Genomic DNA, 12,293 nt, shown 5'->3' with positions numbered 1-12,293 from the left:
TCCGCGGCGGTTGCGTCCCGGCCGCCGCGCAGCACCCGCCGGGCGCACTGCACATTACCCGGAGCCCGTGCAGCGAACAGCCTGGGGCGGCCCTGATTGTCGACCGTCTACTGTTCCGTCAGACCGTTCAGCTAAAGGCGAACAGCTTGATGGCGGCGAGGCTGGCCATGATGCGGATGAGCCATTTGAACTGCGCCAGTTTCAGCCGGCGCAGCAGCCAGTAACCGATGCTGGCGCCGAGGATGAGGGCCGGTAGACCATAGAGACTGAGCCTGAGGCTGTCCTGGGTGATCAGGCCCAGGGTCCAGAGCATCGGCAGTTTGGCGCCGTTGATGATCATGAAGCCCCAGGCGCGGGTGCTGACATAGGCATCCTTGGACAACCGCTGTTCCAGCAGATAAAGGCTGAACAGCGGACCGGCGGCATTGGCGACCATGCTGATAAAGCCCGCGGCAAGGCCGGTGATGTTGGCCGCCAGCGGATGGCGCATGATGCCGGCGGGTCTGTGATCCAGCCAGAGCCCCAGCGCAATCATGGCCAGAATAAGCCCGCCGAGCATGGGTGTGAAGACGCTGGTATCCAGGTTGCCCAGCAGCCAGGTGCCCAGCACAACGCCGATCAGGGCCGGCGGTAGCAGCGCCACCAGCACCGCCCAGCTGATATCGCGTCTGTACATCGCGATGGCCATCAGGTCGGTGGCAACATACATGGGCACCAGTATGGCCAGGGCTTCGGGGCCGGTCACGGCAATCATCAGTACCGGCAGGATGAGCAGCCCCATGCCGCCGACGGAAAACTTGGAGAAACCGGTGATGAGGCCCGCGGCCAGTACGCATAACAGTGTCAGATCCAATGCAGGATGCTCCTTCGGCTTGGAAATCGCTTCAATATGGGGCTAGAGTAGACCGGTTTATGAACGTATGATAACGATATGTTTAGCTCATAATGATCGTTTTTATCATTCATTAACCGGAGCTTCGGCGGCATGACCAATGAGCAGCTAAGGGCGTTTATTGCCGTGGTGGAGCGGGGCAGTTTTCGCGCCGCCGCAGGCCAGGTGTTCAAGACCCAGTCCACGGTGAGTGCCGCGGTGCGGGCGCTGGAAGATGAGTTCGAGCTGCAGCTGTTCAACCGTGACAGCTACAGACCCGCGCTGACGCCTGCGGGCAAGTCGTTCTACCGTGAAGCCCACAAGCTGCTGGGGCAGGTGCAGCGTCTGGAAACCCTGGGGCATCACCTGGCCCAGGACGCAGCGCCGTCGCTGGCGCTGTCTCTCAGTGCCATGTGCGCCTATCCACTGTGGCTGCAAACCGTAAAGGAGTTCTGTGGGCGCTATCCGCAGATGCATCTGAGCATCAATACCCAGCACCTGTCGGGAATAGTGGAATCCCTGCTGCAGGAAAAGGCAGATCTGGCCCTGGGACCCCATACGGGCCTGGATGAGCGCTTTGAATTTGTCCGTGTCGGCGACATCGACATGCTGACAGTGGCGGCGCCCGGGTATTTCGACACGGCAGGCAACCGGGTACTGCCCCAAAGCGAACTGCGCGGCCGCCCGCATATTCTGCTCAGCGATACCGGCTCCCAGGCGCCCTTTGACCACGTCCATGTGATTCCGGGCGGGCAGCGCTGGTATGTAGGGGATTATCAAATGAAAAAAGCCCTGCTGGTGGCGGGCATGGGCTGGGCGCGCATGCCGGAGCAGATGATGCAGACCCAGCTGGAGACCGGGCAGCTGGTCGCACTGGAGGTGGAAAACTTTAGTTCCCGCAGCCGGGTGCCGATTTACCTGATCCGGCTGCGGGACATGCCTCTGAGCGAGCTGGCCCAGGGGTTCTGGCAGGAGATGACCGCCGCACGGGGCTGAACTGCCGCGGGCATTTCAATCCAGGGGGCGGCTGTCGATGGCGGTGATCTCTATCTCAAGGTCACCGGCCGGACGCTGCCAGCGCAGGCAATCGCCAAGGCTGCGACCCAGCAGGGTCCTGGCCAGCGGTGACGTCCAGCTGAGCAGGCCCCGGGCTATATCGGCTTCGTCTTCGCCAACAATGCGAAACCGGTGTTCGTTATTCAGTTCGTCGATAAAGTGCAGGCTGCAGCCAAAACGTACGGTTGCTGCCGTGGTGCTGGCGGGCTCCAGAACCTGGGCTGTTTTCAGCCGCGCACGGTAGTAGCGCAGATCCCGCTCCAGGGCTGGCAGTCGGGTACTGGCGGCCCAGTCATCGCCGGCCTTTAGGGCCGTGATTTCCTGTTCGCACCGCTGCAGCGAGGCCTGCATGTGGCGGTGGCCTTCGACAGTCATATAGTTGGGGTGCTCGCTCAGCGGCCGATCCGGCAGGCGCTCCGGCTGGTCACTGTCTTCTTTTACAAAGGCTCGGCTCATGGCAGGCTTCACTGGGTTAAAACCTTAAGCTAAATCCTGGCTGCTCTGTTGGCCAGTCGCAAAGTACCGCAGGGCGCGATTGGTTACTTTGATGTCGCTCTTTAACCGTAACCTGGCGCCCCTGAGATTGAGCGCTGGAAACCTTTGGACTGAACGCATGAAAAAATGGTTGTTGCTGGTGCTGCTGGCAGTGGGTGGATTCAGCGTGCTGGAGCGCATGGCTCCGACCGGTGCTGTGGCTGAATCTGCTGCTGTCTCGAACGCGGCTCTGATGCAGGTGATCGCCAGGCGGCAAAGCGATACGCAGGTGCAAGGCAGCGGCCGGGTGTCGCGGCTGCTGGCGGATGATCTTAAGGGCAGCCGGCACCAGCGTTTTATCCTGGATCTGCCCGGTGGCGGCACCCTGCTGATTGCCCACAATATCGACCTTGCGCCGCGTATCGACAGCCTGAGAGAAGGTGATGAGGTGGAGTTTTACGGCGAGTATGAGTGGAATGACCGCGGTGGCGTGGTGCACTGGACGCACCATGATCCAAGGGGAAATCATGCAAGCGGCTGGCTGCGCCACAAGGGCCGGCGCTACGAGTAAATACCCAACGCGTATCACTTATAGCTTACAGCCTGCAGGGCAGGTCACTGGTCCCAGCATCGGGCTGCAACTGGTTCTTCGGCTACCCGAGCCCTGATCGTTATAGTATTAGCCCTCTGCTGGCCGGATGCCCGCTTTTGCGGTGCTACCCGGTTGGGGCCTTCACTCCTAACAAGAACAACTTTCGGGAGCCAGCCCAATGACCTGTAAACCTGTTGCCTGTCTACAGGCGGACCTTCGTGTCCGCCGTATCAGACGTTTTCGCATCATCCAGCCCCTCGGGCTGCTGCTACTGCTACTGGCGCCTCTGTGCCGGGCCCAAGGGCTGGATGCCCAGGTCAATGCACTGCTTGCGCCGCTGAGCGAGCTGTTTTCCAGCCTGGTGTTCTACAGTGTTGAGCTGCTGGGCGTGCAACTGCCGCTGGTGGTGCTTTGGCTGGTGGCCGGAACTCTGTTCTGTACCCTCTATCTGGGCTTTATCAACCTGCGAGGCTTGCCCCATGCGCTGCGACTGGTGCGTGGTGATTTCTCTACCCCCGGTGACGCGGGGGAGGTATCCCATTTTCAGGCATTGGCAACGGCACTGTCCGGCACCGTAGGTATAGGCAATATCGGTGGTGTGGCGGTGGCGATTGCCATTGGTGGCCCGGGCGCTGTCTTCTGGATGCTGGTGGCGGGCTTTCTCGGCATGTCCACCAAGTTTGTCGAATGCACCCTGGCGGTGATGTTTCGCCAGCACAATAAGGACGGCTCAATTTCCGGTGGCCCCATGTATTACCTGCGTGATGGCCTGGCCCGCCGGGGCTTGCTGCGCATGGGGCGGCTGATGGGGCTGCTCTATGCCTGGGGCATCGTTATCGGTGCCATGGGAATCGGCAATATGTTTCAGTCCAACCAGGCATTCGAGCAATTTGTGGCGGCCACCGGTGGCCAGGAGCAGAGCTGGTTCAGTGACAAGGGCTGGCTCTTCGGTGTGGTCACGGCCGCGGTGGTGGGATATGTGATCATCGGCGGCATTCGCAGCATCGTGAAGGTCACCGAGAAGGTGGTGCCCTTTATGGCCGTGCTCTATGTGGGGCTGGCGCTGTTGCTCATTCTGCTGAACCGTGAAGCTCTGCCCTTTGCGCTGCAGGCCATCTGGGACGGCGCTTTCACCTCGACAGGCGTTTCCGGCGGCGCCCTGGGCGCCATGATCGTCGGTTTTCAGCGCGCCGTGTTTTCCAACGAGGCGGGCCTGGGGTCGGCGGCCATCGCCCACTCGGCGGTGCGCACCCGAGAGCCTGCGACCGAGGGCTACGTGGCCCTGCTTGAACCCTTTATCGATACGATCGTGATCTGCAGCCTCACGGCGCTGGTCATCATCACCACGCTCTATTACCAGCCGGGCCTGACCGACATAGAGGGCGGCGTGGCCATGACCTCGGCGGCGTTTGAGCGCCAGCTGAGCTGGTCGCCACCGCTGCTGGCCTTTGCCGCCATGCTGTTTGCGTTCTCGACCATGATTTCCTGGTCCTATTATGGCCTCAAGGGCTGGACCTACATCGTGGGGGAAAAACCAGGGGCGGATCTGGGCTTCAAACTGGTGTTCTGCATTTTTGCGGCGCTGGGCTGCATGATCCAGCTGGAGGCCGTACTGAGCTTCTCCGATGCCATGGTGTTTCTGATCTGTGTGCCCAATGTGCTGGGAATTTACCTGCTTGCACCGCTGGTACGGCGGGAACTGCGGGCCTACCGGAGCCGGTTGCAGCAGCCGGCCGCGGAGCCTGCACAGAGCGCGGAATCGGCTGTGCCATTAGCAAAACTGCGTTAGGTACCGGACTTTAGCTGCGCCAGCGGCCGGTCGGACTTCACACTGATCTACCCGGCTCGGGCATCCTGCTGCGCCCTGGCTGCTGTATCCATGCCGTCGTGCGCAAGGGCCGATTCTCCTGGGCAAAGAGGGGGGCATTTTCCAGGCTCTTTTTATACTTTTTATAGAAGCACTATTCGCAAGCGGCATCCTTGTAGCTTGCTAGGTGTAAATCGGCGATACTGCCGATTTATCGCTTTAAAAGAGCTTAAAAACTGGCGCACATCGGTCTTTCCCTCGCCAGGTTCGGTCAAGCCAGACAGGCTGCCAGGGCCGCGGGGTGTCGCATTTGCGCGCTGGTAATTAGGCGATGCCGCCGTCGGTCATAGAGTGCTCTCTTCTGTCTGGCAGGGTAACGCAAGGGTAAACAGGGCGCCTTTGCCCGGTCCATCGCTGTGGGCCTTCAGGCTGCCCCCCATCTCCATTGCCGCCACCGCGCAACTGTGCAGGCCGAAGCCGTGGCCATCTTTGCGGGTGCTGAATCCATGGGTAAAGATGCGAGTCAGGTTGTCCGGCTCAATGCCTTCGCCATCGTCCTGTACGCCGATCTGCAGTGTGTCCGTATCGACCATGGTCACGCTCAGGGTCAGTGTGCGGGCATGCTCGGCCAGGTCGGCCATCGCGTTCTTGGCATTACTGATCAGGTTGATCAGGATCAGCAGTAGTCGGTGCTTATCCAGTAACAGTACCGGCACCTCGGAAAATTGCTTGACCACGGTGACCTGATGGCGGTCGAGCGCGCTGTTGTTCATGCGCAGGGCATCCTCGATCAGGCTGCCTATCTGCAGGGGTTCGACCAGGTTGGCGGCGCCGGCATAGGCTTGCTGGGTGGAGACGATCTCCTTGATGTGATCGACACTGCGGGATAACTGCCCAAGCTCGTCGAGGATGCTTTGCTGTTCGGTCTGCAGCGCCTCGGCCAGCTGATTCAGATATCCTGGCAACAGTTTGCCCTTGTCGTCATGGGTGATGAAGTCGCCCAGATCCGTGGCGTGCTGATTCAGCATCTGCATGGCCCTGGCCAGGCCCTGGACCTTGGATGTGCGCACCTGGCGCATGGTCAGCTCGGCCGAGATGTTCACGCTGTTGAGCACATTCCCCACGTTATGCAGCACATTGGTGGCGATTTCCGCCATGCCTGCCTGGCGTGCGGAGTCCACCAGCTTGCCCTGTGCCTGCTGAAGTTCGAGGGTACGCTCCTGCACCCGCTGTTCCAGGCTGTCATTGGCCGTCTGGAGCTGCTGATTGACCCGGTTGATCACCGCATAGCTGCGTACCAGCCGGCTGGCCACGTAGAGCAGCAGGCCCGCCAGTATGGCGGAGAGGAAGAGCAGGTACTGCCGGTACTGCAGGGTGCGTGCCGCGGCCTGCTGCTGTTCCTGGCTGAGCAGGTACTCGAGATCGTCAATGTGTGCCGCGACCGGCACCGAAGTAATACCGCTCAGGAGCCCGTTAACCCGTTTTTTCTCGTCTATGAGGGTACGTACATGGGCCATGAAAATTTCCAGCCCGGAAACGATGGCGGGGGGCAGGGACCCAGACACAGCGGCCAGCTCATCCAGCTCCGTGATGATTTCCGACACCTTGCCTTCGGTGTCGGCCTGGCTGAAGACCAGGCTGCTCAGCAGCACGCTGTCTACCTGCGCCGCTATGTGCTCCAGTGCCTCCCGCTTGCCGCCTTGCTCCTGGTGGGCCAAATGGTAAATAGCATCCTGAACATCGCTTGCAGCTGTGGGTAAAAAAGCCAGGGAGTTGCGTAACACGGCATTATGGGTTTTGAAGCCTTCTATCAGGCTGGTTTTGTGTTCGGTGATGTCCTGGTAGGCGCCGAAACTGCGGTTCCAGTCGGCGGCTGTGCCCTGAAGTTGCTGGATGCCGAGCCTGTTCACTTGCTCGCGCAGTCTGTCCAGCTCGCTGAGCGGGTTGACCAGCGGGTCGTAGCTGGTGTTTACGCCGATCTTCGATTTCAGTGCGTCGAGCTCCCAGCGGGCATCCAGCTGCTTGATCTGGCGCAGCAACGCGATGCTTTCGAAGTAGGCTGTTGCGTCATACGCCGGGTTTTTGATGTACAAAAACACCAGGAGCGCCGCGAATACCAGCCCCAGGCTGGCCGTACGAAGCTGTAGGGGCATTTTCATTGCAGGCTAGTCTCCTGTACACCGGTGAGCGTTTTGAGAAATCGGATGATCGACCCCTTGTCTTCCGGTGATGCGGCACGGCCCAGCTGGTACCTGAACATCACATCGACGGCGTCCTCCAGCGTCTTGGCCGATGCATCGTGAAAATAGGGCGCAGTGAGTGCAACATTGCGCAGGCTTGGTACCTTGAAAACGTGCCTGTCTTCTTCGTCCCGGGTGACCAGAAATCGGCCCAGATCGGCGTCGGTCGGGTTACCGCGTTGCTTGAAGTAGTCCCCCATGACGCCAAATTTCTGGTACATGTTGCCGCCGATGTTCACCCCCTGATGGCAGGCAACACAGCCGTACTGCTTGAACTTGAGATAGCCGGCCTTCTCGTCGGCGCTGATGGCGTCGGTATCACCCAGCAGATAGCGGTCGAAGGGCGAGTTTGGAGTGAGCAGCGTACGCTCGAACGTAGCGATCGCATTGCGGATATTTGCCTGAGTTACCCCGTCGGGGTAAGCCTCGGTGAAGCCCGTCTTGTAGCTGGCGTCCTGTGCCACCTTGGCGACCACGTCCGGCCATGTTGAGCCCATCTCGTCGGGGTTCTCGATCACGGCGTCAATCTGGGCCTCCAGCGAGTCTGCGCGGCCATTCCAGAACTGCCTGAAGTTCAGCGCCGCATTGAACACGGTCGGGGTATTCACGGCCGTTGGCTTGCCACTGATGCCCAGCGAATGGGCCCGGCTGTCGGCGCCACCGTGGGTCAGATCATGACAGCTAACGCACGCCACACGGTTGTTGGCAGACAGGCGAACATCGTGAAACAGTCGGCTACCCAGCTCGGTTCGCGCCGGATCTGCGGTTCGAGTCAAGGATATCGGCTTGATCGGTTCATTGCGCGGGGACGCGTCCAACGGACACGGCAGTGCGAGCAGTAAGGCGAGGCTAAATGACAGAGGGCGCATGGGCATTCGGATTCTTCCTTGCTCCTGGCCAAACATGAATGGCGGGTTTGTGTTCATTAGCCCACTGCCGTCGCAAGGGACGGCCCCGGCCCGGTTCGATACCGCCTGGAAATACCCCTGTTGATGGAGTTTACCCACCAGCGGGCCGCCCTAAACGTCCGCCCCCACTATAATGCCGCCTGCCAGCAGCGCGGCAAATGCCTCAGCGGTAACCGCCCGGCTAAAGTAATAGCCTTGGCCTTCTTCGCATTGGCGGGCCTGAAGAAAGTCCAGCTGTTCCCGTGTTTCGACGCCCTCGGCGATGATTTTAAACCTGAGACTTTGGCCCATGCTGATAATGGCGCTGACGATGGCATCACTGTCCGATTTGCCTATATCTTTCACAAACGACTGGTCGATTTTCAGTACATCGACTGGAAACTGCTTCAGATAACTCAAGCTTGAATAGCCGGTGCCAAAGTCATCAATCGCCATCCGCACGCCCAGGTCTTTGAGTGCCAGCAGGATCGAGACTGTAAACTCGACATTTTGAATCAGCGCACTTTCAGTGAGCTCGAGCTCGAACAGGCGAGGCTCCAGCTGGGTTTCCTCTAAGACCGTACGAATACTGTCCAGGAAATCCGGCTGTCGAAACTCGACGGCGGAAATATTGACCGCCATGATCAGTTGCGGTAATCCGGCCTGCCGCCAGGCTCTGGCCTGGCGGCAGGCTTCGTGCAGTACCCAGCGACTGATGGGTATAATCTGGCCACTGTACTCGGCAACGGGGATGAACTGGCCGGGGGGCACGGATCCCCGCTCCGGATGCTGCCAGCGGATCAGTGCCTCGACTCCGGTAATAGTTCCGGTTTTGAGATTCAGCTTCGGCTGGTAGTGCAGTATGAATTCCTGCCTTTCCAGGGCCTTGTGCAGCCCGGCTTCGATTGATTGCTGCTCGCGGGCACGCCGGTTTATGTCCGGGCTGTAAAACTGGAAATTATCGCGTCCATTTTCTTTGGCATTGTGCATCGCGGTTTCCGCGTTCGCGACCATGGTTTCCGCGTTCGCGACCGGGGTATCCGCGTGCTTACCTGTGTTCGTATAGGTACTGATACCCAGGCTGGCGGTGATGTTGAGGTTCTGCCCATCGATAGATTGTGGCTTTCTGAGTGTGGTCAGTAGCTTGTTTGCAATAGAAATGGCTTGTTGCGGGAGTCTCAAATCGGGCAGCACAATCACGAATTCGTCCCCGCTGTTGCGAAAAACGGAGTCGGATTTGCGCACCGTTGCCACCAGACATGCAGCAACCGATGTGAGCAAAAGATCACCGGACGTGTGCCCCAGAGCATTGTTGATGAGTTTGAAGCGATCCAGACCGATGTACATCACTGCCAGGCTTTTACGCTGACGGCAGGCGATGGCCACGGCCTGTGCCATGCGATCCTGCAGCAATACGGCATTTGGCAAGCCGGTGAGGTCGTCGTAGTGGAACAAATGGACCAGCTCCTGCAACTCGCAAGCGCTTTGCGCAACGGTTTTCTCAAGGCTGTCGATCTTCAGAGCCGCCTTTTGTGCCATCTGCCACTTTGCCACCAGCGCGCTGGCCATTTGGCGAATCTCGATCGATTCGAATGGCTTTTTCAGGATGAGCAGCCGGTCACCCAGGTCGAGGCGCTCCGTCATATCTTCCCAGGAATAATCGGAATGGGCGGTGCAGAGGGCAACCTGCAGCAGCGGCTGGACCCGCCAGAGGTGCTCCAGGGTCTCGACGCCATCCCATCCGGGCGGCATGCGCATGTCGATAAATGCCATGGCATAGGGCCTGTTGTCCTGCAGCGCGCGCTCGACCATGTTCAGCGCCTCTTGCCCCTGAAATGCAAAATCGAGTTCATAGGTCGGGCGCGTAACGCGGGTCGTGCCGAACAGGGCCGCTTCGGTTGAGGCGAGCGCCTCATCTTTATCGAAACCCGGATCGAGTATCTTGCGAAAATCCCGGTGAATGGCGGGGTTGTCATCGATCACCAGGATGCGGCGGTTGCCTGCGTGGGCCTGGATATTCATGGGAATACCTTTGGCGGCGCTTTCGGCCTGCTGGCGGAGCGCCCACCCAGCTCAGTTGGCAGGATGCTACCAAACTGGAGAAGTTCGCTGGCGCGGGCGCTGTCTACCGCTGCACTGAAGTAGAAGCCTTGCGCCTGGGTTGTGGCACCTGCCGAGATCAGGAGGGCGCGCTGTTCCTGGGTTTCGACGCCTTCGGCGATGATGCCGATGCCAAGTTCGCGGGCAAAGTTGATAATGGCGCGGACCGTCGTGGCGCTGTCGGCGTCGTCGGTGGCCGCGTTAAGAAAGCTCTGGGCAATCTTGAGGTGGTTTACGCGATAGGTTTTGAGGTAATCGAACGAAGAGTATTCGGTGCCGAAATTGTCTATGGCGATCTTTACGCCAAGCTCGTGCAGTTGCGGCAGCACGTCATTATGTGTCCATTTGGTTTGGGCCAGCGTGGCTTCGGTCACGTCAAACTTCAGATCGGATGGCTGCAGCCCCCATTTGGCAAGGGTGGTGGAGACATCCCGTACCAGCTCGTTACCGCTTTTGATCTGTGCCAGCGACAGATTTACGGTGATCACCGGCGGCGCCGTGCCCTGGTTGCGCCACAGATGCATTTGCTGGCACGCCTGTTCGAGTACCCAATGACCGAGCGCCACTATGGCGCCGGTTTTCTCGGCAATGGGGATAAACGCATCTGCGTCCAGCAGGCCGTGCTCGGGGTGGTTCCAGCGCGCCAGTGCCTCCATGCCGAGGATTTTTCCGGTCGACAGCTCCACCTCTGGCTGGTAATAGAGTTCCAGCTCGTTCTGTTCGATCGCTGTGCGCAAATCGTTCGCCAGGGTCATCCGATCGAACACTTCCTGGTCGAGATCTTCGGAATGGAAATGGTACTGATTGCGGCCCTCTCCCTTGGAGCGGTAAAGCGCCAGGTCGGCCTGTGCCAGCATGGCGTCCGCTGCAGTGCTGCTGGGCACATACGGGCATATACCGATGCTGGCCGAGATGCGGACATCGTTGCCGTTAAGCAGGTAGGGTAGCGCCAGCGTGGTTTGCAGTTTGGCCGCCAGTGCGGCGGCGTTCGCAGGTTCAATCATGTCCATTTGCAGTATGGCGAACTCGTCACCGCCCAGGCGCGCAATTACATCATCCTTGCGGGTGCAGTTGCTTAGGCGCACCGACACTTCCTGCAGCAGCAAGTCACCCACGGGATGGCCAAGGGTGTCGTTAACCTGCTTGAAATGATCGAGATCCAGGTAAAAGATTGCGAAAGACGCAGCCCCGCGTTTGCTGGCGGCGAAGGCCTGGCTGAGGCGTTCGAGAAAGGTCGCCCGGTTAGCCAGGCCGGTGAGTCCGTCGGTGCGGGCGAGCAGCGCGATTTTCTCCTCCGCGACCTTGCGCTCGGTGATATCGAGGATGATGCCTTCGACCTCAATCAACCGGCCGTCCTTGTCACGTACCGGAATATAGCGGTTCTCGACCCAGCGGTGATCTCCATCGCCGGTGCGCAGGCGAAATTCGATCGAGGCGCCCTCGGCGTCTTTATCCAGTACTCGTGCCATGGCCGTATCGACCATGGCCAGATCGTCGGGATTGATCAGTGCTTGCGCCCAGTCGGGTGATGCCACCAGTTCGGCGGCATCGTGGCCGAATTTGGTGATGTTGTGGGAGATGTACATGAGCGGAAAGGAGGGTTCGCCACGCAGGCGATAAAGAATCGTTGGGCTGTTCTGAACGATGATGTTGGCGTCCGACAGCTCCCTGGTTCGCTCCTCGACGGCCTGTTCCAAAGAGCTCATCTTGAAGGCTGCATCCTGGGTCATTTGCCACTTCACGGTCAGTGCGCAGGCCATCTGGCGGATCTCGATGGAGTCAAACGGCTTCTTCAGAATCAGCAGTCGGTCACCCAGCTCCAGGCGTTCCGCCATCTGTTCCCAGGAGTAATCGGAGTGGGCGGTACAGAGGGCGACCTGCAGTCGAGGGTCGACCTGCCAGAGGCGCCCAATGGTTTCCAGACCGTCCCAGCCGGGAGGCATGCGCATGTCGATGAAGGCCATGGCATAGGGCCGCTTTTGCTCCAGCGCGGAGGTGACCCTGGTCAGGGCCTCCTGTCCCTGAAATGCCGAGTCGAGCTCGAAGCACTGCCGCTGTACGGCAACATCGCCGAACAGCGCCGCCTCGGCCGAAGCCAGTGCCTCCTGAGTATCCGGGCTATCGCCGAGTATCTTTTGGAAGTCCTGGTGAATCAACAGGGTATCGTCGACCACCAGAATGCGCTGGTTGCAGCTAGTCGGCGGTCGATTCACAGGATTAGCTCCCGGCACAGACGGAGTATTTCCTGTCGATGGGATCTATTCGA

At 59.7% G+C, this 12,293-nt stretch carries 9 protein-coding genes; 3 read left to right on the top strand and 6 right to left on the bottom strand.

Annotated features, from left to right (window positions below; translation table 11 throughout):
* Positions 1 to 127: 127 nt before the first annotated feature.
* The gene (locus MRS74_RS12670) at positions 128 to 853 is read right to left on the bottom strand and encodes a sulfite exporter TauE/SafE family protein (RefSeq protein WP_254580661.1); all 726 of its coding nucleotides are present in this window, start codon (positions 851 to 853) and stop codon (positions 128 to 130) included.
* 132 nt (positions 854 to 985) lie between these two features.
* Between MRS74_RS12670 and MRS74_RS12665 the strand changes: the two genes are divergently transcribed.
* Positions 986 to 1,867 carry a LysR family transcriptional regulator gene (locus MRS74_RS12665; protein ID WP_254580660.1) on the top strand — a complete coding sequence of 294 codons (882 nt, stop codon included), beginning with the start codon at positions 986 to 988 and terminating at the stop codon, positions 1,865 to 1,867.
* 15 nt (positions 1,868 to 1,882) lie between these two features.
* Here MRS74_RS12665 and MRS74_RS12660 read toward each other — a convergent pair whose 3' ends face one another.
* Positions 1,883 to 2,383: a GreA/GreB family elongation factor gene (locus MRS74_RS12660; RefSeq protein ID WP_254580659.1), complete on the bottom strand. Its 501-nt coding sequence runs from the start codon at positions 2,381 to 2,383 to the stop codon at positions 1,883 to 1,885.
* 157 nt (positions 2,384 to 2,540) lie between these two features.
* On the opposite strand from MRS74_RS12660, the gene MRS74_RS12655 reads away from it, so the two are divergent.
* Positions 2,541 to 2,972 carry a DUF3465 domain-containing protein gene (locus MRS74_RS12655; protein WP_254580658.1) on the top strand — a complete coding sequence of 144 codons (432 nt, stop codon included), beginning with the start codon at positions 2,541 to 2,543 and terminating at the stop codon, positions 2,970 to 2,972.
* A gap of 199 nt (positions 2,973 to 3,171) precedes the next feature.
* The gene (locus MRS74_RS12650; protein ID WP_254580657.1) at positions 3,172 to 4,782 is read left to right on the top strand and encodes an alanine/glycine:cation symporter family protein; all 1,611 of its coding nucleotides are present in this window, start codon (positions 3,172 to 3,174) and stop codon (positions 4,780 to 4,782) included.
* A gap of 362 nt (positions 4,783 to 5,144) precedes the next feature.
* On the opposite strand, the gene MRS74_RS12645 is transcribed toward MRS74_RS12650, so the two are convergent.
* The 4 genes from MRS74_RS12645 to MRS74_RS12630 all read right to left on the bottom strand — a co-directional run bounded on the left by MRS74_RS12645 (position 5,145) and on the right by MRS74_RS12630 (position 12,240).
* Positions 5,145 to 6,959 (bottom strand): DAHL domain-containing protein, encoded by a 1,815-nt coding sequence (locus MRS74_RS12645; protein WP_254580656.1) that lies wholly within the window; start codon positions 6,957 to 6,959, stop codon positions 5,145 to 5,147.
* Positions 6,956 to 7,816 (bottom strand): cytochrome-c peroxidase, encoded by an 861-nt coding sequence (locus MRS74_RS12640; RefSeq protein ID WP_254580655.1) that lies wholly within the window; start codon positions 7,814 to 7,816, stop codon positions 6,956 to 6,958. Before MRS74_RS12640 ends, MRS74_RS12645 begins: the two co-directional genes overlap by 4 nt.
* Before the next feature lie 243 nt (positions 7,817 to 8,059).
* A complete protein-coding gene (locus tag MRS74_RS12635) occupies positions 8,060 to 9,949 on the bottom strand; it encodes a putative bifunctional diguanylate cyclase/phosphodiesterase (RefSeq protein WP_254580654.1) in 1,890 nt (629 codons plus the stop codon).
* Positions 9,946 to 12,240: a putative bifunctional diguanylate cyclase/phosphodiesterase gene (locus tag MRS74_RS12630; RefSeq protein ID WP_254580653.1), complete on the bottom strand. Its 2,295-nt coding sequence runs from the start codon at positions 12,238 to 12,240 to the stop codon at positions 9,946 to 9,948. Before MRS74_RS12630 ends, MRS74_RS12635 begins: the two co-directional genes overlap by 4 nt.
* Positions 12,241 to 12,293 lie beyond the last annotated feature (53 nt).

Origin of the sequence: Marinobacterium sedimentorum (genome assembly GCF_024267675.1) — a bacterium.
Taxonomy (GTDB): Bacteria; Pseudomonadota; Gammaproteobacteria; order Pseudomonadales; family Balneatricaceae; genus Marinobacterium_A; species Marinobacterium_A sedimentorum.
The sequence above is the reverse complement of the archived record's forward strand: the minus strand, read 5'-3'. Positions and strand labels throughout refer to the sequence as shown.

What these genes read in the sequence shown, in the direction of transcription:
- MRS74_RS12665 (WP_254580660.1), top strand. Translation starts at nt 986, where the DNA reads ATGACCAATGAGCAGCTAAGGGCGTTTATTGCCGTGGTGGAGCGGGGC.
- MRS74_RS12660 (WP_254580659.1), bottom strand. Translation starts at nt 2,383, where the DNA reads ATGAGCCGAGCCTTTGTAAAAGAAGACAGTGACCAGCCGGAGCGCCTG.
- MRS74_RS12655 (WP_254580658.1), top strand. Translation starts at nt 2,541, where the DNA reads ATGAAAAAATGGTTGTTGCTGGTGCTGCTGGCAGTGGGTGGATTCAGC.
- MRS74_RS12650 (WP_254580657.1), top strand. Translation starts at nt 3,172, where the DNA reads ATGACCTGTAAACCTGTTGCCTGTCTACAGGCGGACCTTCGTGTCCGC.
- MRS74_RS12645 (WP_254580656.1), bottom strand. Translation starts at nt 6,959, where the DNA reads ATGAAAATGCCCCTACAGCTTCGTACGGCCAGCCTGGGGCTGGTATTC.
- MRS74_RS12635 (WP_254580654.1), bottom strand. Translation starts at nt 9,949, where the DNA reads ATGAATATCCAGGCCCACGCAGGCAACCGCCGCATCCTGGTGATCGAT.